Raw genomic sequence first — 22,175 nt, forward strand, 5'->3', positions numbered from 1 at the left:
AATGATTCGCAAATTACGCATTATTTTAGAAATGATTAAGTTCGAGCATACCGTATTTGCACTGCCGTTCGCTTTTATGGGCGCGATTCTAGGTGCGGTGGTTATGGAGAAGAGACTCCCGACTTGGGGAGAAATCGGTTGGATTACGCTCGCCATGTTTGGCGCTCGCAGCGCTGCGATGAGCTTGAATCGTCTGATTGACAAGGCAATCGATCTCGGCAACCCGAGGACAGAAAAGAGAGCACTTCCAGCTGGGCTGCTTAAGTCAGCAGAGGTGATGCTGTTTATTATCGTATCCTTTGCGCTACTGTTTATCGCAACAGCTAATTTAGCTCCCATTGCGATGAAGCTTATGCCGATTGCCGTCGTTATGCTGGTGCTTTATTCTTATACAAAACGATTCACTTGGCTTTGCCATGTTTTCCTTGGTTTTACCATAGCGCTATCTCCGCTTGGTGGCTGGGTTGCCATTACAGGCGGCTTTGACCTGTCTGCTTGGCTGCTTTATATTACGGTTGCTTTGTGGATTGCCGGCTTCGATATCATTTATGCTACGCAGGATTTCGAGTATGACCGCAATGCTGGCCTGCATTCCATTCCCGCACGCTTTGGCATTGCTGGAGCGCTGTGGATTGCCCGTTCCCTACACATCGTAACGGCTATTGGATTCATTACTTTGTTCTGGATGACGGATTTAAGCTGGATGTATTTGCTAGGAACTGTATTATCGATTACTTTATTGTTTTATCAACACTGGCTTGTCCGTCCGAACGACTTGTCACGCGTCCAAACGGCTTTCTTCGGGATGAACGGAACGCTCAGCGTTGTATTATTTCTCTTCACAATCGTTGACTTATTGGTACTTCACCAATGGTAACGCAAGGCCTTGATCAGGCTTCGTCCAGTTGGAAGAAAAGGTGGGTTGTCGGCATTACCGGAGCCAGTGGGTCCGTGTACGGCATCCGTCTTATCGAAACACTGCTTCAAATGGATTACTTGGTTCATCTGGTCATCACGGAAGCAGGCTGGAGGGTGCTTAAAGAGGAGCTGGGATGGGAAACTAGCCGCCGTTCTGCCGCCATTGAGCAACGCTTTGGCGAGGCGATGGCTGCAAACAAGCTCGTTTTTCACCCGAATGCGGATATCGGTGCCAGCATCGCCAGCGGCTCATACCGAGTTCAAGGAATGGTTATTGTGCCGTGCTCGATGGGGACGCTTGCGTCAATCTCGCACGGTATTTCCGATGATTTGATGACTAGAGCCGCCGATGTCATGATAAAGGAAAACCGTAAGCTGCTTATCGTGCCACGGGAAACGCCGCTTCATGCGATACATCTTGAAAACATGCTAACCCTTGCGCGGCTTGGCGTAAGAATGATTCCGGCGATGCCTGCGTTTTATTACAAACCGCAATCGATGGATGAAATGATTGATTTTCTAGTAGGCAAAATACTTGACAATATGGAAATTGAACATGATTTGTACAGAAGATGGGGAGATGAACAGAATGGGCATAAAGAGTCGCCCGATCACCATCGGAAGAATTGACTATGCGAATGCATGGCCGCTGTTTCACCAGTTCGAGGAGAGAACCGAATGGAATGGCTTCGAGGTCATCAAGCGCGTACCTTCTGAGTTAAACCGGATGCTTCAAGCCGGTGAGTTAGACGTATCCGCCATATCGTCCTTCTCCTATGGACAAAACGCGAACGACTATGTCCTTTTGCCCGAGCTGTCCGTAGGTTCTGTCGGAAATGTCAATTCGATTCTTCTTTTCCTAAAGGAACCGATCGAGAGGAAGCGTCCGGAGCGCATTGCGGTTACGACTACTTCGGCAACCTCCGTTAATTTATTGAAAATAATGATGACATTGCATTTCGAATGCAATCCTGAGTATATACCGGCTGCGCCTGATCTCGATAGCATGCTGAAAGCTTCAGACGCAGCCCTTATTATTGGCGATACTGCCATACAGGCTTCATGGCTTGAGCACGGGCTGCATGTGATCGATTTAGGGCAATTGTGGAATCAGTGGACAGGCCTTGGCATGACCTATGCGGTCGTTGCTGCACGCAGGGAAGCTGCCCAATCAGCTCCTGAAGCTATACAGGCCGTATATAAGGCGTTGAAAGCGAGCAAACAGTATAATAAGACGCATCTTGGCCCGCTAATTGATCAAGCATGCACGCAGCTTGGCGGGGTAGCGTCATACTGGGAGATGTATTTTCATTCGCTTCAATATGATTTTGGGAGCAAACTGCAAGAAGGACTTAAGTTGTACTTTGATTATTCGAAGCAGCTTGGATTGCTGACGAATGACGTGAAGCTTACTTTTTTTGAAGACCAATCTGCCCAATAGGTGAAAGAATGAAACTACTAGACTTGTATGCAAAGATGAAAGGCGATCTGAACCAGATCGAGCAGGAGCTTGAGCGAAGCGTATCGGATGAGCATGTGCTGCTCGGCGAGGCCTCTTTGCATTTGCTCAAGGCAGGCGGAAAGCGGATCAGGCCCATATTTGTTCTGCTGGCCGGAAAGTTCGGCGATTACCGGCTTGATGTCATGAAGCGGGTAGCGGTGCCGCTAGAACTTATCCATATGGCCTCACTTGTGCATGATGACGTGATTGACGATGCGGATACCCGCCGCGGGCAGCTTACCGTCAAATCCAAGTGGGACAATCGCATCGCGATGTACACGGGCGATTTCATTCACGGCAAAGCCTTATCGATTGCCGCTCAGCTTCCGAATCCGCAAATTCATCAAATATTGTCTAACGCTCTCGTGCAAATGTGCGTCGGCGAGATGGAGCAAATCCGTGATTTTTTCAATACGGAGCAAACGGTTCGAAATTATTTGCTGAGGATCAGACGCAAGACGGCCTTGCTGATTGCCATCAGCTGCCAGCTTGGGGCGGTGGCCTCGAATACAGACCGGGTAACCGCAAACCGGCTATACCGCTTCGGTTATAACGTGGGTATGGCTTTTCAAATTCGCGATGATCTGCTGGATCTCTATGGTACGGAAAAACAAATCGGCAAGCCTCCAGGCTCTGATATGAGACAAGGCAATATTACGCTGCCTGTGCTGCTGGCTCTTCAAGATCCCAACATTCGGGGGCCGCTCCTTAACGAAATCTCATTGATTCGTGAACATGACGGAAAAAAAGATGCCAGCAGGGCCATTGATATGATCCGAAAAAGCAGCGGAGGCGATTTGGCCGACCAGCTCGCGAACCGATATATAAAAAAAGCACTCCTGGCATTAGAGGGATTACCCAATGTGACAGCGAAAAAGAACTTGTCCGACATTGCACATTTTATCGGTAAACGTAGTTATTAATCAAACGAAGCAGAAAGGAATGGTTGTAGATGGAAAGAACTTTCTTAATGATTAAACCGGATGGCGTTCAGCGTGGATTGATAGGCGAAATCGTTTCGAGGTTTGAAAGAAAGGGACTACAGCTGTCAGCAGCCAAATTTATGGCAATCACCCCGGAGCTCGCAGAGAAGCATTACGAGGAGCATAAGGGTAAGGTGTTTTACGAGCCGCTGCTCGATTTCATCACTTCTGGCCCGGTATTCGCCATGGTATGGCAGGGAGACAACGTCATTGCGCTAACGCGTGCATTGATCGGAAAAACCGATGCCCTCGACGCATCTCCGGGCACCATTCGTTCGGATTTTGCGGTACATACAAATTTCAATCTCATCCATGGCTCTGATTCGGTTGCCAATGCCGAAAAAGAAATCGCCATTTATTTTACCGAGTCCGAGTTAGTCAACTATGAGCATACAATTCAACGGTGGATCTAGTTTGACCGCCTAATAGCGATGGAGGAACCTATGCTTGAGGATCGTGATTTTGCACAGTTTATCGTTCGAATAAAGCAAAAGACCGACATCGATTTGTCGCAATACAAGGAAGCCCAAATGAAACGACGGTTGACGACGCTTCGAATGAAGCACGGTTTTCCGACTTTCGAGGAATATTGGAAGGCTATCGAACAAAATCGCAGCATGCTGAATGAATTTTTGGATCGTATGACTATCAATGTATCTGAATTTTGGAGAAATCCTTCTCGCTGGGACATTTTGCAGAAGCGTTTCTTTCCGGAAATGCTTGCTGCGACGAATCGACTGAAGGTATGGAGCGCAGCATGCTCGACAGGCGAGGAGCCTTATACGCTGGCCATGATTTTGTCTGAGCTAGGGGCGCTTGACCGCGCTACTTTGCTTGCTACGGATTTAGATTCCAATGTGCTGCAGCGGGCGATGGAAGGCAGCTACCTGGAACGGTCGCTGAGAGACGTGCCGCCGACCTGCCGACAGAAATATTTTAAGCAAGCGGATGGCGCCTATCTTATTTCGGATACATTGAAAAAATTCATCCAGTTTAAGCAGCAAAATTTGTTGCATGACGCCTTTGACAGCTCGTTTGACCTCATTGTTTGCCGAAATGTCATGATTTATTTTACCGAGGAAGCAAAGCACTTATTGTATCATAAATTTTCCAAAGCGCTTAAGCCTGGCGGATTGTTATTTGTTGGCAGCACCGAGCAGATTTTCTCGCCAGCACAGTACGGCTTCGAGACCGCGGATACCTTCTTTTACCGGAAGTCCTAGGGCGGCATGTATACCGATTTCCATCTTCTCCTATACTAGTGGTAAGGTACACAACTTGGAGGATGAAGCAGCTCATGGATAAGCGTAAGGTAATAGCCGCCTATAGACGTGGTTTTATTTCGATTCAGGAATGTGCCCAAATTATCGGCGTAGACAGCGGGCAAATGACAAGGCTTATGAATGATCCTCTGCTCATGAGAGACGGAATGGTCATTTTAGAGAAAAAATCAGTAAACAGTTAACAGTGGCAAGCTTCCCAGGCTGATGGAAATGTCTTTCTTGAAGACACTGCCATCAGCCTGTTTTTATGGGGGGAAATCGGTTTCCAAGATGCTCGAATTCTTGTCAAACCGGAGGCGCTGTACTATAATGAGCAAAGATGTTTAGTGCATTAAAGCACAGCAGGCGAGCATGGGCTTGCCTTGGAGGAGGAGCTTGGATTGAGTTTAAGGTATTTAACGGCAGGGGAGACGCATGGTCCCCAATTAACAGCGATTATCGAAGGATTGCCAAGCAATTTGACGATTGATTTTGAGGAATTGAACTTTCAGCTGCATAGACGCCAGAAGGGCCACGGCCGCGGTCGCCGGATGCAAATTGAGAAAGATACAGCTAACGTTGTCGGAGGCGTACGCCATGGCAGAACGACAGGTGCCCCAGTAGCGCTTATTGTTGCCAACAATGATTGGAAACACTGGACTTCGGTTATGAACATTGAGCCGATCGAAGGCAGCGACGAAGAGAAGCGCCGCGTTCACCGTCCGCGCCCAGGCCATGCTGATTTGAATGGCGGCTTGAAATATGATCTTAAAGATTTGCGCAACGTGCTGGAGCGCTCCAGTGCCCGTGAAACGGCAGCTAGGGTAGCCGTAGGCGCGGTAGCCCGCCAATTGTTAGCAGAGTTCGGAATCAAAGTAGCAGGCCAAGTCATTCGCATCGGCGAAATCGAAGCGCCTGCCAACCAGCTTCCGGTGGACGAGCTGATCCGTTTGACTGAGGAGTCCTCCGTTCGTGTCGTAGACAAGGAAACCGAGCAGAAGATGACGGATTATATTGACCAGATTAAAGCGGAAGGCGATTCCATCGGAGGAATCGTAGAATGCATTATCGAAGGCGTTCCAATCGGACTGGGCAGCCATGTGCAGTGGGACCGCAAGCTTGATGCCCGCATTGCAGGTGCAGTTGTATCAATTAACGCGTTTAAAGGCTGCGAAATCGGCATTGGCTTTGAGGCAGCGAAGCTTCGGGGCTCACAAGTACACGACGAGATCATGTACGATGCAGAACGCGGCTATCACCGTGCGTCCAACCGACTGGGCGGTTTTGAGGGTGGAATGACAAACGGTGAGCAAATCGTCGTACGCGGCGTAATGAAGCCGATCCCAACACTGTACAAACCGCTTCGCAGCGTCGATATCGATACGAAAGAGCCGTTTACCGCTCAGGTTGAGCGTTCCGACAGCTGTGCGGTACCTGCTGCAAGCGTTGTGATGGAGCATGTTGTTGCGTGGGAAGTGGCGAAAGCGTTTCTCGAAAAGTTCGGTGGCGACTCCATAGAAGAAATTCGCGCCAATCTGAACAATTATCTTGAACAGCTGGGACGGTACTAGAGATGCGTGAGTTAACTGTTGAACTTGGCGCCCGTTCTTATCCTATCTATATTGGCGAGGGACTCCTGCAGGAGGCTTCTTCGTATTTCATCAAGCATGGCATCAGTAAAAAATCTCCGTTGCTGATCATTACCGACAGTTCAGTGGCCAATTTCCATTTGGAAGGGTTTGAAGCTGGACTCAAGGATGCCGGTTTTGATACAGCAAGTGTTGTTGTACCATCTGGAGAAAGCTCCAAATCGCTATCGATGCTGGAGTCGCTGGTCGCGAAGGCGCTAGAGGCGGGACTGGATCGCAAATCGGCAATCGTTGCCCTTGGTGGCGGGGTCGTTGGCGACCTTGCAGGCTTTGTCGCTGCTTCGTACATGCGTGGAATTAAATTTGTACAGGTGCCTACGACAATATTGGCTCATGACAGCAGTGTAGGCGGGAAAGTGGCTGTCAACCATCCGCTTGCCAAAAATATCATCGGCGCGTTTCATCAGCCGGAGCTGGTTTTATATGATCTAAAGACACTGCAAACCCTTCCTCCGCGCGAGGTAAGCGCTGGATTGTCCGAAGTGGTCAAGCATGGGCTCATTTGGGATGAGGCCTTCGTTGACTGGTGCGAGGAAAATGCGGAGAAGCTGCTTGCGCTGGATGCCGATGCGCTTGGCTATGCTTTGTACAAAGGTTGCAGCGTCAAGGCTGCCGTTGTCTCAAAGGATGAGCGCGAAAATGATCTAAGAGCGATTCTGAATTTGGGACATACGATTGGACACGCGCTTGAAGCGGTTGCCGGCTATGGTGAGCTTTTACATGGGGAAGCGATCTCGATCGGCATGATCGGCTCTGCGAAGCTGGGACTCCGATATGGCGCGCCAGAAGAGGTTTATACCGTAACGAAGCGTGTCCTTGCCAAATGCGGGCTGCCCGTTCGGCTGCCTGCGCATCTAGATATCGACAAGATCATGGATGCGATGATGCATGACAAGAAATTTGCAGAGGGTACGATGGTATTCGTCGTTCCGACGGCGATTGGTCAAGTTGAAATTAAATCCGACGTTTCCGTACAATGGGTACGGGAAATTGTAGAGGAATTGAAACGGGAGGTTGAATAGCGATGAGTGTTAGAGGCATCCGCGGCGCTATTACGGTTGAAGCGAATGAAGAGCAGCCGATCTTGGCTGCAACGATTGAAATGCTGAATGCGATTGTTGCTGACAACGCAATCGTGCCAGACGATATTTGCAGCGTATTTGTAACGGTAACGAATGATTTGGACGAGACGTTTCCCGCCCGTGCCATTCGTCAAATGAAGGGCTGGGAGCTCGTGCCATTAATGTGCGCGCTTGAAGTACCGGTGAAAGGCAGTCTGGAGCGCTGTATCCGGCTGATGGTTCTAATTAATACAGATAAGACGCAAGCGGAAATTCGCCATGTTTATTTAAGCGGTGCGAAGGCGCTGCGTCCGGATTTGTCTAAGGCCTAATTCATAACTTCGCTCATCATAGAAACAAACCCTTTGTTGACGCACGGCCGTTCGTTGTTGTATATTTAATAACGTAAGTGAGAGTAGCAGAGCAGAGTTATGAACTGAGTTGAGATGAGTCGAGACTAGTTGAGAGAAGCAGAGCAGAGCAATTTTTAGGATGGACCTTATGAAAGAGCTGAACAATCTTGTGCGCAGACGCGCGAGGATTGTAAAAGTGCTATTTCTTCCTACCTATCATTGTGTCTTTCCGCTTACACACTTCCGTCATCATCTAAACCAACGCTCCTGCTCAGGCAGGAGCTTTTTTTTGTTGCTGTATAGAAGCATAATACAAACACAGGGAGGTTGTTCGGAATGTCAAATGAGCTGCAGCATGTTACCCGTCTTGCCGGTCAATACAACTTAATTCCGATTGTTCGCTATATGATGGCGGACACTGAAACGCCAATTCGGTTGTTTCAACATTTTGCGAAGGAAGATCATGCCTTTCTGCTTGAAAGCGTAGAAGGCGGGGCGAAATGGGCGAGATATTCGTTTATCGGCACAGATCCTTTTATGAAATTGTACGGTAAAAACGGCGAAATCGTGTTGGAGCACAGAGGAGAGAAGCATGTGCTGAATGATAAGCCGATCGAGCTGTTAAAGGCTCACTTGCGTTCGTTCCGTACACCGTCGCTTCCAGAGCTTCCTCCCTTTACCGGCGGGGCAATCGGATTTTTCGGCTATGACTTGCTGCAGTATTACGAGAAGCTGCCCGCCCACCGGATTGACGATTTGAACATGAATGACATTCAGTTTATGTTCTGCGATCAAGTGATTGTATTCGACCATTTCAAGCAGCAGCTTCAAATCGTCGGCAACGTACATATCGCCGAAGGAGCAACGGATGCTGAGATTGCAGTAAGTTATGCGGCTGCGGTAGCGAAAGTGGAAGCAGCGATCGAGCGGCTGCAACAGCCGGTCACGATTCCGGTGACGACCGGCGGTTCCATTGAAGTCGATTATGACCTTGGCGATATTCAATCCAATGTAACCAAGGAGCAGTTCATTTCCAATATTGAGCAAGCCAAACAATATATTCGCGCAGGCGATATCTTTCAAGTGGTATTGTCCCAACGCTTCAACATTGACACGGATATCGATCCGCTGCATGTGTACCGCGTGCTTCGTACCATGAATCCTTCCCCTTACATGTATTATTTGAAGATGGGTGAAGAGGTTATCGTAGGGACCTCGCCAGAGGCACTTGTCAAGGTAAACGGTGACCGCGTCGAAACAAGGCCGATTGCGGGTACAAGGCCACGCGGCAAAACACCTGAAGAGGACAAAGCACTTGAGCTTGAACTGCTTGCCGACGAGAAGGAGCGGGCGGAGCATCTGATGCTGGTAGACCTGGGTCGCAATGACATTGGGCGCGTGTCCGAATTCGGTTCTGTGAAATGCGACTCTTTTATGGATATTGAGCGCTACTCGCATGTCATGCATATCGTCTCCAACGTTTCAGGCAAGCTTCATAAGGATAAGGATTTCTTTGATGCCTTCATCTCCTGCCTGCCGGCAGGCACGGTTTCAGGCGCACCCAAGCTAAGGGCGATGGAAATCATCGCTGAGCTGGAGAACGAAGCCCGCGGCGCTTACGCAGGCGCAATTGGTTACTTGGGCTTTGGCGGTTCGATGGATACCTGCATTACGATTCGGACGATTATTTTCAAGCATGGAAAGGCTTATGTCCAAGCTGGAGCTGGCATTGTCTGGGATTCGGTACCGGAGAGCGAATACCAAGAAACGGTAAATAAAGCTAAGGGGATGCTCAAGGCAATCCGCACCGCAGAAGCGATATTTGCGAAGCCAAAGAGCGAAAGTGAAAGCTTCAATTCCATTAATATGGATTATTACGTCAAGGCCGGAGAGGGGCTTGGTCAGTAATGCAGGCAACTGAAGCGATTACGATGCAGAAAGCGTTAAACCAGCTAATTGGAGGCTCCGATCTGACGAGGGAGCAAGCGAATGCGGTTATGAGCATTATTATGAGCGGTGAAGCAACAGCTGCGCAAATCGCTGGCGTCGTTACGGCGCTTCGGATGAAAGGCGAGACTAAGGATGAGATTACCGGTTTCGCTGAAGCTATGCGTGCCCATTCCAGCCATCTTCATACGGAGCAGGAAGGACTCCTTGATACTTGCGGAACCGGTGGCTCCGGCATTCATAAATTCAATATTTCGACAGCCTCTTCGATTATAGCTGCAGCGGCAGGCATTCGGGTGGCGAAGCACGGAAACCGCGCGATGTCCGGTAAAACTGGCAGCGCAGATGTGCTTGAAGCTTTAGGCGTTCAAATCACTATATCACCCGAACAAGCAGCATTATGTTTACGGGAAATCGGCATTTGCTTCATGTTCGCGCAGCTTTATCATCCATCGCTTCGACATGCGGCTGTTCCACGCCGAGAGCTTGGCATACGAACGATTTTCAACATGCTGGGACCGCTTACGAATCCGGCGGGCGCTGACCGCCAGCTGCTTGGGTTGTATGACCGAGCGCGGACGGCGACGGTTGCAGAGGTGCTAGGCGACCTGGGCTTGAAGAGGGCGATGGTTGTGAGCAGCCATGATGGGCTTGATGAAATCAGTATCTCGGCTCCGACGCAAATCTCCGAGCTCTTGAATGGTCAAGTGCGAACCTATGATATTACGCCTGAGGAGCTGGGATTGTCGCGCTGGTCGATCTCGGAGGTCATGGGCGGCGAGCCTGAGGTAAATGCGGCGCTTATCCGAGCGATCTTCTCAGGAGAGCAGCAAGGCGCTTACCGTGATATCGTGCTTGCGAATGCGGGCGCATGTATTTATGTCGGCGGATTGGCAAGCTCGCTTCGCGAGGGAGCGGCGATCGCGGCCAAGGTGATTGATTCAGGAGAGGCGCAGCAAAAGCTCGCAAGCCTTATTCATATGACAGGAGAGTTGGCACATGTTTCTGGATAAAATTGTTGCTACAAAACGAGTAGAGGTGGAAGAGCTCGCTGGACGCTTTGATCTTGCCCAGGTCGAGAAACAAATTGCAGCACTTCCGGATTGCAAAGGCTTTGAGCATGCCTTGACGGCTGCCGGACGCAATCGGAGCATGGGGCTTATCGCCGAGGTGAAGAAAGCTTCGCCATCCAAAGGGCTTATTCGGAGCGATTTTGAGCCAACCTCGCTAGCTGCAGCTTATGCAGCTGCCGGTGCCGATTGCATTTCGGTCCTAACAGATAAGGATTATTTTCAAGGGTCTAATGAATTTCTAAGCGCAGTAAGAAAAACGGTTAACGTGCCACTGCTGCGCAAAGATTTTACGATCGACCCTCGTCAGATTTACGAAGCGAGGTTAATCGGGGCAGATGCGATTCTGCTGATTGCGGCCATTCTAACTCCTGCGCAGCTCGGGGAATACCATGACCTTGCGAAATCGATTGGCATGGATGTGTTGGTGGAAGTCCATAACCAAGAGGAACTTGAAGGCGTGCTTGAACTTGGGAAGGCTACGTTAATCGGTGTTAACAACCGTGATTTGAAATCCTTTGTCACCGATTTGAAAACGACGGAGGCTTTAATCGGCATGATGCCAAAAGGCGTAACTGTTATAAGCGAGAGCGGAATTGCCGGGAAGACAGACATGGAATATTTGCAATCCATTGGCGCACATGGCGTTCTGATCGGTGAGTATTTTATGCGGCATGAAAACGTGGGCGAATCGGTTAACGATCTGATGAGTGCGGTAGCTGTACGATGAGCCAGCAGCCGCACATCAAAATATGCGGATTAAGAGATGTCGCTACAATTCAGGCAATGGACGGCTTGCCCATTCACGAAATTGGCTTCATATTCGCGCCGAGCAAGCGGCAGGTGGATAAGGTAACTGCTGCGCAGCTCATTGACGCAGTAGGCGCTTTGCGAGCGGCAAGCGGTGCTCGGCCAAGGACAGTAGGCGTGTTCGTCAATGAGACGCTGGAAGGTTTGAAAGCGATTTTGGATGTGGCCCCATTGGATGTGGTTCAGCTTCATGGCGATGAAACGGCGGCATTTTGCCAAGAGGTGCGCGAGAAGCTGGATGTTCAGGTATGGAAGGTTTTCTCGATGAAGCAGGATGCGGAAGGAAATAAGCCGCTGAATGCAATGGAGAGGCTAACGCCGTACAAGGCAGCCGTGGACGCGATCCTCATCGACGCACCGGGCGGCGGTACGGGAAAGACCTTCGACTGGGATATGATTGAGGAATACAACAAGGCGGCCGATGAGCTCGGCTTAACGTTATATGTAGCAGGCGGGCTACATGAAGGAAACGTGCAGGAGCTGCTTAGAACCTACGCTCCAAATGGGATCGACGTATCCAGTGGCGTAGAGACGGATGGACAAAAGGATATCGACAAAATCAGATTATTTGTTAGAAGGGTGATGGAAGCATGACACAGGTACCGGATGTAAATGGACGTTTCGGGGCATTTGGCGGGCGCTACGTGCCAGAAACGCTTATGACTGCGTTATTAGAGCTAGAAGAGGCTTACGCGCATTATTCGAAGGATCAGGCGTTTCAGGATGAGGTTCGCTACTTATTGCATAAGTATTCGGGCCGTCCGACTTCACTTTATTATGCTGAGCGTCTCACCAACCATCTTGGCGGCGCCAAAATTTACTTGAAGCGTGAAGACCTTAATCATACAGGTGCTCACAAAATCAACAATACCATCGGCCAAGGCGTGCTTGCCAAACGTATGGGAAAAACAAAGATCATTGCCGAGACTGGCGCTGGGCAGCATGGGGTTGCCTCAGCTACGATTGCTGCATTGCTTGGTTTAGAATGCAAAGTATTTATGGGCGAAGAAGACATGAAGCGTCAACAGCTCAATGTTTTCCGCATGCAGCTGCTGGGTTCCGAGGTCGTGCCTGTATTGTCCGGAACAAGAACGCTTAAGGATGCCTGCAATGAAACGCTTCGCTACTGGGTTAGCCATGTCGAGGATACGTATTATATTTTGGGTTCGGTTACGGGCCCGCATCCTTATCCGATGATGGTCCGTGATTTTCAGCGAATTATTGGGGATGAGTCGCGTCAGCAAATCTTGGCGGAGGAAGGCAGACTGCCGGATTACATTGTTGCCGCCGTAGGCGGAGGAAGCAACGCGATGGGTATTTTCTATCCATTCGTGAACGATGAAAATGTGAAGTTGCTAGGCGTAGAAGCCGCAGGACGTGGCGTGGATACGATCGAGCACGCAGCAACGATGACGAAAGGACGCCATGGTATTTTCCAAGGCTCCATGAGCTATGTGCTTCAGGATGAGCACGGACAAGTGCAACCGGCGCACTCCATCTCGGCTGGTCTCGATTACCCAGGCATCGGGCCGGAGCATGCTTATTTGAAGGATTCGGGCCGCGCTGAATATGTGCCTGTTACCGATGCTGAAGCGCTTGAAGCATTGCAGCTGCTCTCCCGCACGGAAGGCATCATTCCGGCTTTGGAATCCGCACATGCGATCGCTCAGACGCTGAAGCTCGCGCCAACACTGGATAAAGATAAAGTCATCGTAGTTAACTTGTCTGGACGCGGAGACAAGGATGTAGAAGCCATTATGGGTTACTTGGGGGTAGACAAGCATGAATCTCATTGATACGGCGTTTGCGCGCCTTAAATCGGAAGGCAAGACGGCACTCATTCCTTTCTTAACCATGGGTGATCCTGATTTGCAGACATCCGTTGACATTATTCAAGCACTGGAGAAAGCTGGCGCGGATATGATTGAGCTGGGCGTACCTTACTCGGACCCGCTTGCAGACGGACCTGTCATTCAACGGGCCTCCGAACGGGCGCTGCTTCATAACAGCATCACGCTTGTCGACTGTATTAACGTGGCGGAACAGGCGCGTGAAGCGGGAGTGAAAATTCCGTTTATCTTGTTTACGTATTATAATCCAGTCTTCCAATATGGTTTGAATGCTTTCTTCGAGCTAGTGCAAAGCAAAGGAATCAGCGGCCTTATAATTCCGGATCTGCCAATGGAAGAGGATAAAGAGGTTAGGCAGCTTGCAGAAGCGGCTAACGTCCATCTCATTCCGCTCGTAGCGCCAACCTCGAAGGAGCGTGTGACGCGTATCTCGCGTAAAGCAAGAGGTTTTGTTTACTGCGTATCTTCGCTAGGGGTAACAGGTGTTAGAGCTGATTTTCATACGGGCATTGATGAATTTCTGGCTACGGTTCGAGAAGCAACGGACTTGCCGATTGCCGTCGGCTTTGGCATTTCAAGCCGCGAGCAGGTAGCCCGTTTCGAGAAGCAATGTGACGGAGTTATTGTAGGCAGCGCAATCGTAAGGAAGATAGAAGAAGCGATACCATTATTGCAGGATGCCGAGCAGCGCGAGGTTGGCCTCAAGCAGATCAGTGATTTTGTCGCGCAGCTTAAAGGATAGTCAAAGTTGTATACTTAATAAGAGCCTCTTGCCAAGTGCAAGGGGCTTTTCTTGAAAAATAAGGCATTATAGGTTTCACGCGATAAAGTATTCTACTATTTCTTCGAGAAACGGATACCCTCATTTTGCATTGGACAGCGATGTTGGTTCTACTTGACGTATAGGAAAGTATAGGAATTTGCTCATATTTTCTCTATACGTTTCGTAGAAACCATGGCGTCTACAGAAAGGACTCCATTACATTTCTTCTTATTATCTAAGGAAGAATAAGCATTCTACTTAATAGAAATCATGTTTTTTGACGAGAAATGAGGTTTACAGACAAGAGGCGGTGAAATACGTATGGGCTGAAATGAAAAAAACTTTAAAACCATACACAGATATGAGACAATGGAGGACGAGTGTTTAGATTAGTCTATTATAAAAGAGGTGAACGGCTCATGCAGCCAAAAAGCAATATCGTCCACCTTCCCGTCTATCAGCCAGGCAAGCCGGTTGAAGATGTCAAGAGGGAGCTAGGATTACAAGAAGTGATCAAGCTAGCATCTAATGAGAACCCGTTCGGTTGCTCTGAGCAGGTGAAAGCGGCAGTTATTGAAGAACTAAGCAATTTAAATATTTATCCCGATGGCGCGAGCGTGGAACTAACAGCAGCGTTAGCCCAAGAGCTGGGTGTAGAATCGAATCAAATTATATTTGGAACAGGTTCCAGCGAAATCATTCTTATGATTAATAGAGCTTTCATCGTTCCTGGCGACGAAACGATTATGGCAGATGAAACCTTCCCGCAATATAAACACAATGCCGAAATCGAGAATGCAACGATCGTGGAAGTGCCTCTCAAAGAGGGTAAGCATGATTTGCCTGCCATGCTCGCTAAGGTGAACGACCGTACTAAAATTATCTGGATTTGCAATCCAAACAATCCGACAGGCACGATTGTCACCCTGCCGGAGCTGTCTGCTTTTCTAAAAGAAGTGCCTTCCCACGTTCTCGTTGTTCTTGACGAGGCATATGGCGAATATATTGATGATCCGGCCTTTCCGGATGGCATAAAATTGCTTAGTGAATATCGAAATTTGATCGTGCTCCGTACATTCTCAAAAATTTATGGGCTAGCTGCACTTCGCATTGGCTATGGCGTTGGCCATCCCGACGTAATTCGTTTTACGAATCAAGTGCGCGAGCCATTCAATACATCACGTGCAGCACAAGCTGCGGCTAAGGCTGCGCTTGCCGATAAAGCGTTTATTTCCTATTGCCGTGATCAGAATCAACAGGGAATTCAATATTTATCTGAGCAATTTGACCGACTGGGCTTGTCCTACTTTCCTGCATATGGAAACTTCGTGATGGTTGACGTTAAACGATCCTCACCTGAGGTATTTGATGGCTTGCTGCGCAGAGGCATTATCTCACGTCCGCGCTGGACCTATTACCCGAACCACATTCGGATAACGGTGGGCACGCGCGAGCAAAACGAAAAGTTTATTGCAGCATTGGAACACGTGTTACAGGAATCGGCGGTGCAGGGATAACGTTATGACAACTGTAGCGATTTTTGGAGTAGGGCTGATTGGCGGCTCACTTGCCCTGTGCTTTAAGGGGAAACCCGGCATTACCGTAATTGGACATTCGAATCGACCTGCTCAAGTTGAGAAATATGTGCAGCGAGGCGTCGTGGATTACGCAACGACCTCCATGCAAGAGGCGGCAGAGCAGGCTGATTTTATTTTTGTATGCGTACCGGTAGGCAATCTTGAAGAGTATTTGGAGATGCTTAGTGCATTTAAGCTGAAACCAGGTTGCGTGGTAACCGATGCGGGAAGCACGAAGGCTTCGGTCGCGGCTCGGGCAAAGTCGCTGGATTTCGGCCAAGCTATCTTTATTGGCGGTCATCCCATGGCTGGTTCTGAACGTACTGGCGTTGAAGCAGCATCTTCGCACTTATACGAGAATGCGTATTATGTGTTAACGCCCGATGAAAGTACACCTGAGGATGCGATGGAGCGTTTAGTCGAGCTTCTCAGCCATACGAAAGCGAACATCGTCAGAGTGGAGCCTAATGCGCATGATGAGATCGCAGGCGCAATCAGCCATCTCCCGCATATGATTGCCGTTTCTCTTGTCAATCAGGTTCGAGGCTATAACGAAAAAAATGGGCTTTATGAATCGCTTGCAGCCGGAGGCTTTCGTGATATTACTCGGATTGCATCAGGTGACCCAATTATATGGCGTGATATATTAATCAATAACCGAACGGTTCTGCTGAAGCTTCTTCGGGATTGGGGCAAGGAAACGGATAAATTCGTAACGATGCTGGAGAACTCGGACGGGGAAGGCATCGCGCAGGCTTTCGAAACGGCGGGCCAGTTCCGCAGTCAGATGCCAGAGCGCCGCAAGGGCATGATCCACTCCGCGTTCGATTGTTATGTCGATATTCCCGATCATCCCGGCATTATCGGCAAAATTACGAGTGAACTTGGCAACAGCCTCATCAACTTGAGCAACATCCATATCATTGAGAGCAGGGAGGACGTACCGGGCATTCTCCGGCTATCGTTCCGAAGCCAGGAGTATTTGGACCAGGCAGTCGTCCTGCTCACGGAAAAAGGCTATGACGTACACCTATAACAGGTGTACGTCTTTTTCAATTAAAAAGCGCTTACAAAATAATTCAAACAAAAATGAAAGCGCTTATTGACAAACTGGAAGCGTATACATATAATAAAAGTACAGTATGGTTTCTCTCCACTCCTATCCAAATCCTATAGTGCTCATCATGAGTACGGGCCACCCTTTTGGGTGGTTTTTTTTTGTTTATTAATTGCTTATCCCTAAATGGATAAGGTATAAGGATCTATAATACGAACGGCAGAATAGTTTCAATAGGTGTTGAAATTAAATAACCAAAAAGGCTAGCTAAGTATCTGAAGGTGACTCGTTTGGTATCAGGTAAGATATGAAGATACACCATTCAAAACTACAGATTCAGGACAGGACTCTCCACTCCTATCTATATTTTTGCACTCTTATTGAGTGTAAGCCACCCGTCGTAGTGGCTTTTTCGTAATATCAGGTTAGCTAGAAAAATCTGGTTGGCCTTTTTTTAGGTTCGGTATAAGATAGCGGTAGCCGGGAGAACGAGCGGCTTTTAGGGGGAAAACCCCGGACAAAAAACTGTTCTCCACTGCCACCCAATAACCATGTTTGAGCTGGTAGGGACCTAGATCCCGTATCACAAGCGAAGCTATGGCGTTGGAGCTATCGTGGGAATACCGGTGAAAATTTGTAAAGGAATGGTGAAATGGAAGCAGTAGTAGGATTGGATGTGTCAAAGGGAACGATCATAGCACAAGCATTTACCGCACGAAATGAAGCGTTTGGGAAGTCGAAATGTATCGTCCATACAGAGGATGGGTTTGAGGAGTTTGGAAAATGGCTTAGGGATCTTTGTCAGCAAACATGAAAAGAACCCGTGGTTGTACTAGAAGCAACAGGACATTACCATCGAGGACTTGTTGCCTATATGGAGCGAAGTGGGTTCCGGCACATGGTAATTAATCCACTGCAATCCAAGCGAGCAAAAGGGACGCAACTACGAAAAAGTTAAAAACAGATGCTGTGGATGCATGGCACTTAGCTGAGATGAATTATCGTGGTGATGTTAAGCCTCATCGTAAAGGGGACGAGCAGCTTTTAGAACTCCAGCACCTCACAAGACAACATGAGTTCGTGACAGCCATGTATGTGCAAGCCAAGCTAAATATGAGGACGTTGCTTGACCAAGTGTTTCCTGCGTACGAATGTTTGTTTACTGATCTGTATTCCAGACAGCAATGCGCGTTTTACAGCAATATTTGAGCTGCATAGTGATCACGGAGGAAACCTTTCTGGAGACCGTACAAACATCACATGGGAAAACCTGGATCCGAGAAAAGCGGGCACACCATCAGACTATTGCTCCAAGCCAAGAACGGAGCCCAGCACAAACAGTAGCTTTGCAAAGTATGATTGGCTTGCTGCTTGCCTTCCAAGAACAACTGGGGCATTTGGAGCAGCAGATCGAGGAAACAGTCGCTGTCATCCCCCGAAGTGGCGCTTTTTAAAACATTCCCTGGTGTTGGAGATAAATTGGCTGCAGCACTAGTAACCGAGATCGGAGATGCTACTCAGTTTGGACATGCCAAACAGCTCGTCGCTTACGCAGGACTTGACCCAAGTGTTTTCAGTTCAGGAAAGTTTACAGCTTCAAACAGTAGGATCATCAAACGAGGTTCAAAACGTTTAAGGCGGGCGTTATATCTAGCGGTGTGTGGTTTACGAAAGGGTAAGAATGAAAGGATCAAGGCTTACTATCACAAGAAAAAAAAGGGCAAGCCCTACAAGGTGGCCGTGATTGCTTGCGCCAACAAGATTCTCCATCACGTCTATGCCATCCTCACCCGAGACGAGCCCTATCATATATAAAATTCGGAATGCATCAGTAAATACAAGTTGTGGGATACAATCCTACAACTTGTATTTTGCAAAAGAAAGAGCATTTGTTCTAATTCGTGGTGTGTAATTTAAATATATGAGACACATACACCAGGAGGAATAGGATGTTATATAACGAAAACTGTATTGAAGGTTCAATGAAACGTTTAGAAGATAACTCAGTTGATTTATTAATAGCTGATCTACCCTATATCTTAAGATTTAATGGGAAAACACAAACGTAAACGATAAAGCCAGATTTGATATCATAGAGAACGATATGCTTTCAGCAGCGGAATAAAAGCCTTTTTGTATGCAGACATGATGATCTGGTTGCGTAATGCAGGATTTAAAATCACTCCTATTATTTTCAGTTAAAAAATAAATTAATCAAATTTGAAACGTTTCCAAAATTATTATTGAAACGTTTCCACTTTGGTGTTATTATAGATTTGCTAGAGAGTTTGGGGGTATAAAATGACAAGTATTAAAGATGTAGCTAACTTAGCCGGCGTTGCTGTAGGAACGGTATCCAGAGTCATTAACAGCTCTGGCGCTGTAAAACCCAAGACACGCAAAAAAGTAGAGGAAGCCATTCAAGAACTGAATTATTTCCCAAATGAAGTAGCTCGGAATTTCAAGATGCAGAAATCTAAGATGGTAGCTCTGCTACTTCCAAGCATTTGGAATCCATTCTTTTCTGAATTGGCGTATTACATTGAGGATGAATTGGATCGAGAAGGATTCAAACTTATGTTATGCAATAGCGGCGGAAAGCCTGAGAAGGAGCTGTATTATCTGGAAATGCTTCGGCAGAACAAAGTGGCTGGTATTGTTGGCATAACTTACAATGATATTGAGAATAATGTGAGCAACGACATTCCGATTGTAAGCATCGACAGACACTTTAACAAGAGTATTACCTGTGTGACTTCAGATAATTATGAGGGAGGACGTCTTGCTTTAAGGGAGCTTGTGAAAGCGGGAGCAAGGAAGACGGCTTTTATGGGAAGCGTCACTTCTGTTTTTAGCGAAACCATGAACCGTAGACAAGGATTCATTCACGAAGCGGAAGCTTTGGGGATTGATTATATCATCTACGAGAAGCCAGATCCCATAGTGGATGAGAATGTCTTTATTAACGAGTTCCTTAACGTGCATGGCGATGTAGATGGTATTTTTGCGATTACTGATATGCTGGCTGCCAACTATATAGATAAAGCACGAAGGAAGGGGATTCGCATTCCAGAAGATGTAAAAGTCATAGGTTATGATGGAATTCAGGATAATCCTTATTTTCATCCTATCTTATCAACGATCAGGCAGCCGGTGGAAGAGATGGCACGCATGACAATCAGACTGCTCTATAACAAAATCGAAGGTATACCTTTAGATAAGCAAGTGTATCATATCCCCGTTATTTTCAAGCAAGGTGAAACTACATGATTCCATTTGGATCGGAAAACTTCAGCGATGTTGTGTAATTAAATTTCTACTGAAGTTTTTCCTGCTAAATTGGAAACGTTTCAAAAACACTTATATTGCCAGAAACTTATAAAGATTGAAAAAAATCAGCTTAATCAGTTGATTCTTGATATAGATCTACCAACCCAGGTTTCTCTAAATCTAAGTTGGAAACGTTTCAAAAATGATTACTTATACTTGAAAGGGAGAATAATCGTGAATTCAACAACCAGTAGGGGGGATCATCCTATGATCAAACCAAAACATAACATGTGGAGCAGGTTCAAACGTGACTATGAGCTTTACCTGTTTTTATTGCCGATCATTATTCTTTACCTCGTGTTTAAGTATTATCCAATGTATGGGGTGCAGATTGCTTTTAAAGATTTCTCACCAAGTCAGGGGGTCTGGGGAAGTGAGTGGGTTGGATTCCAGCACTTTATAGATTTTTTCAATTCTTATAACTTCTGGACCATTATCACGAATACGCTCTCACTCAGTTTCCTTTCGTTGTTGTTTGGTTTCCCAGCTCCAATCATAATCGCGATCATGCTGAATCAGATGCTGGGTAAGATGTACAAGAAATTTGTACAGACAGTGATTTATGCTCCGCACTTTATATCTACCGTTGTGCTAATCGGCATGCTTAAAGTTTTTTTGTCTCCAAATAGCGGAATTGTGAATCACGTCATCACCTTGTTCGGAGGAGATCCAATTCTGTTTATGGCCGATGCAGGCTGGTTTCGTCCTCTGTATATACTATCAGGTATCTGGCAGGAAACAGGATTTGCCACCATTATCTACCTTGCTGCTCTTGCCGGTGTCAATCCAGAACTACATGAAGCGGCGATTATGGATGGAGCGAGTAAATGGAAGCGTGTATGGTATGTGGATATTCCAAGCATTCTGCCCACGATCGTTATTCTGCTGATTCTCGCACTTGGCAACATTATGAGTATCGGCTTTGAGAAAGCGTTTCTTATGCAGAGCGATTTGAATTATGCTACCTCCAATATTATCCCAACCTACGTATATGAAATGGGGATTCAGAAGGCTCAATACAGCTTTTCTACGGCAGTTGGCCTATTCAACTCTTTAATTAATATTATTCTGATTTTCACCGTAAACCGGATTTCCAAAAAAATGACAGAAACCAGTCTCTGGTAAGGAGGAATACTTTTGAATTCACTATTGAAGCGAAAGAGCAGAGGAGACGCGTGGTTTGACATCATCAATTACTTTCTGTTGACCATCATTATGCTGCTAGTATTATATCCGTTGTACTTTGTGCTGGTTGCCTCACTTAGTGATCCCAATTATATCTACTCAGGTGAGGTTTGGCTGTTTCCGAAAGGCTTCACGTTAGACGGTTATGAGCGGATCTTCAGTGATTCCTCCATATGGATCGGATATGCCAATTCGATTTTATATGCAACGTTAGGAACATTAATTGGAGTAACCGTGACTGTGTTTGCGGCCTACCCGTTAGCCCGTAGAAATCTGGCGGGAAAATCAGCGATTATGTGGTTCTTGCTGGTAACAATGTTCTTTAGCGGCGGGTTAATTCCAACATATTTGCTGATTAAGGATCTGCATTTGCTGAATACGATGTGGGCACTTGTCATACCCGGAGCAGGCGGTGTATTCAATATCATCATTGTAAGAACTTTTTTTCAGTCGTCTATCCCGGATGAGATGTGGGAAGCAGCCTCTATTGACGGATGTTCCAATACTAGATTCTTTTGGAGCATCGTCTTACCCTTGTCCAAGTCCATCCTAGCGGTAATGGTGTTGTATCATGTTGTTGGCTTCTGGAATGGGTTCTTCGATGCTTTAATTTACCTGAACGATGAGAGCAAGTATCCGCTACAACTGGTGCTTCGAAACATCCTTGTCCAGAATCAGGTCAACTCCGGCATGATGATCGATGTGGAATCCTATGCAGCCAAGATGCGCGTTACTGAACTGATCAAATACGGTGTCATTATGGTATCCAGTTTGCCGCTGCTCATATTGTATCCTTTCCTGCAGAAGTATTTTGTTAAAGGTGTAATGATCGGCTCGATCAAAGGTTGATACTTGCAGG

General features: G+C 47.4%; 21 protein-coding genes and 1 pseudogene. All 22 read left to right on the forward strand.

The annotated features are described in order from the left end of the window. The first annotated feature begins 1 nt into the window (after position 1). The 22 genes and pseudogenes from E0496_RS07845 to E0496_RS07945 all read left to right on the forward strand — a co-directional run bounded on the left by E0496_RS07845 (position 2) and on the right by E0496_RS07945 (position 22,165). The gene (locus E0496_RS07845; protein ID WP_139994691.1) at positions 2-877 is read left to right on the forward strand and encodes a UbiA-like polyprenyltransferase; all 876 of its coding nucleotides are present in this window, start codon (positions 2-4) and stop codon (positions 875-877) included. Then, positions 871-1,548, forward strand: a complete 678-nt coding sequence (locus E0496_RS07850) for a UbiX family flavin prenyltransferase (protein WP_141501046.1) — start codon at positions 871-873, stop codon at positions 1,546-1,548. The genes E0496_RS07845 and E0496_RS07850 overlap by 7 nt, the downstream gene beginning before the upstream one ends. Continuing rightward, positions 1,508-2,359: a menaquinone biosynthetic enzyme MqnA/MqnD family protein gene (locus E0496_RS07855; RefSeq protein ID WP_141501047.1), complete on the forward strand. Its 852-nt coding sequence runs from the start codon at positions 1,508-1,510 to the stop codon at positions 2,357-2,359. The genes E0496_RS07850 and E0496_RS07855 overlap by 41 nt, the downstream gene beginning before the upstream one ends. 8 nt (positions 2,360-2,367) lie before the next feature. Beyond that, the gene (locus tag E0496_RS07860; RefSeq protein WP_141501048.1) at positions 2,368-3,342 is read left to right on the forward strand and encodes a polyprenyl synthetase family protein; all 975 of its coding nucleotides are present in this window, start codon (positions 2,368-2,370) and stop codon (positions 3,340-3,342) included. A gap of 29 nt (positions 3,343-3,371) precedes the next feature. Beyond that, positions 3,372-3,815: a nucleoside-diphosphate kinase gene (gene ndk / locus E0496_RS07865; RefSeq protein WP_139994699.1), complete on the forward strand. Its 444-nt coding sequence runs from the start codon at positions 3,372-3,374 to the stop codon at positions 3,813-3,815. Between the two features lie 30 nt (positions 3,816-3,845). Then, positions 3,846-4,625 (forward strand): CheR family methyltransferase, encoded by a 780-nt coding sequence (locus E0496_RS07870; RefSeq protein ID WP_139994701.1) that lies wholly within the window; start codon positions 3,846-3,848, stop codon positions 4,623-4,625. Between the two features lie 74 nt (positions 4,626-4,699). Next, the gene (locus E0496_RS35850; protein ID WP_175598024.1) at positions 4,700-4,867 is read left to right on the forward strand and encodes a hypothetical protein; all 168 of its coding nucleotides are present in this window, start codon (positions 4,700-4,702) and stop codon (positions 4,865-4,867) included. 198 nt (positions 4,868-5,065) lie between these two features. Then, on the forward strand, positions 5,066-6,235 hold the full coding sequence (gene aroC / locus E0496_RS07875; RefSeq protein WP_139994703.1) for a chorismate synthase: 1,170 nt from the start codon (positions 5,066-5,068) through the stop codon (positions 6,233-6,235). A gap of 2 nt (positions 6,236-6,237) precedes the next feature. Further along, entirely contained in the window at positions 6,238-7,335 is a 1,098-nt protein-coding gene (gene aroB / locus E0496_RS07880) for a 3-dehydroquinate synthase (protein ID WP_141501049.1), read from the forward strand. 2 nt (positions 7,336-7,337) lie between these two features. Continuing rightward, positions 7,338-7,706, forward strand: coding sequence for a chorismate mutase (aroH, locus tag E0496_RS07885; protein WP_139994707.1), 369 nt, complete (start codon positions 7,338-7,340; stop codon positions 7,704-7,706). 357 nt (positions 7,707-8,063) lie between these two features. Beyond that, a complete protein-coding gene (trpE, locus tag E0496_RS07890; RefSeq protein ID WP_141501050.1) occupies positions 8,064-9,635 on the forward strand; it encodes an anthranilate synthase component I in 1,572 nt (523 codons plus the stop codon). Beyond that, on the forward strand, positions 9,635-10,687 hold the full coding sequence (trpD, locus tag E0496_RS07895; protein WP_141501051.1) for an anthranilate phosphoribosyltransferase: 1,053 nt from the start codon (positions 9,635-9,637) through the stop codon (positions 10,685-10,687). The genes trpE and trpD overlap by 1 nt, the downstream gene beginning before the upstream one ends. Next, positions 10,674-11,474 (forward strand): indole-3-glycerol phosphate synthase TrpC, encoded by an 801-nt coding sequence (gene trpC, locus E0496_RS07900; RefSeq protein ID WP_141501052.1) that lies wholly within the window; start codon positions 10,674-10,676, stop codon positions 11,472-11,474. The genes trpD and trpC overlap by 14 nt, the downstream gene beginning before the upstream one ends. After that, positions 11,471-12,148 (forward strand): phosphoribosylanthranilate isomerase, encoded by a 678-nt coding sequence (locus tag E0496_RS07905; RefSeq protein WP_141501053.1) that lies wholly within the window; start codon positions 11,471-11,473, stop codon positions 12,146-12,148. Before trpC ends, E0496_RS07905 begins: the two co-directional genes overlap by 4 nt. Further along, positions 12,145-13,350: a tryptophan synthase subunit beta gene (gene trpB, locus E0496_RS07910; protein ID WP_141501054.1), complete on the forward strand. Its 1,206-nt coding sequence runs from the start codon at positions 12,145-12,147 to the stop codon at positions 13,348-13,350. The genes E0496_RS07905 and trpB overlap by 4 nt, the downstream gene beginning before the upstream one ends. Next, positions 13,337-14,146, forward strand: a complete 810-nt coding sequence (gene trpA / locus E0496_RS07915; RefSeq protein WP_141501055.1) for a tryptophan synthase subunit alpha — start codon at positions 13,337-13,339, stop codon at positions 14,144-14,146. The genes trpB and trpA overlap by 14 nt, the downstream gene beginning before the upstream one ends. A 440-nt stretch (positions 14,147-14,586) precedes the next feature. After that, complete coding sequence (gene hisC / locus E0496_RS07920; protein ID WP_141501056.1) at positions 14,587-15,684, forward strand: histidinol-phosphate transaminase; 1,098 nt, start codon at positions 14,587-14,589, stop codon at positions 15,682-15,684. Between the two features lie 4 nt (positions 15,685-15,688). After that, the gene (locus E0496_RS07925; RefSeq protein ID WP_141501057.1) at positions 15,689-16,780 is read left to right on the forward strand and encodes a prephenate dehydrogenase; all 1,092 of its coding nucleotides are present in this window, start codon (positions 15,689-15,691) and stop codon (positions 16,778-16,780) included. Positions 16,781-17,453: 673 nt separating this feature from the next. Then, a pseudogene (locus tag E0496_RS37315) lies at positions 17,454-18,616 on the forward strand (IS110 family RNA-guided transposase). Positions 18,617-19,102: 486 nt separating this feature from the next. After that, positions 19,103-20,071 carry a LacI family DNA-binding transcriptional regulator gene (locus tag E0496_RS07935; RefSeq protein ID WP_141501058.1) on the forward strand — a complete coding sequence of 323 codons (969 nt, stop codon included), beginning with the start codon at positions 19,103-19,105 and terminating at the stop codon, positions 20,069-20,071. Between the two features lie 267 nt (positions 20,072-20,338). Beyond that, the gene (locus E0496_RS07940; protein WP_175598025.1) at positions 20,339-21,256 is read left to right on the forward strand and encodes an ABC transporter permease; all 918 of its coding nucleotides are present in this window, start codon (positions 20,339-20,341) and stop codon (positions 21,254-21,256) included. A gap of 12 nt (positions 21,257-21,268) precedes the next feature. Next, positions 21,269-22,165, forward strand: a complete 897-nt coding sequence (locus tag E0496_RS07945; RefSeq protein ID WP_141501059.1) for a carbohydrate ABC transporter permease — start codon at positions 21,269-21,271, stop codon at positions 22,163-22,165. The last annotated feature ends 10 nt before the right edge of the window (positions 22,166-22,175 follow it).

The sequence above is a fragment of the Paenibacillus luteus genome, assembly GCF_006542765.1.
Taxonomy (GTDB): domain Bacteria; phylum Bacillota; class Bacilli; order Paenibacillales; family Paenibacillaceae; genus Pristimantibacillus; species Pristimantibacillus luteus.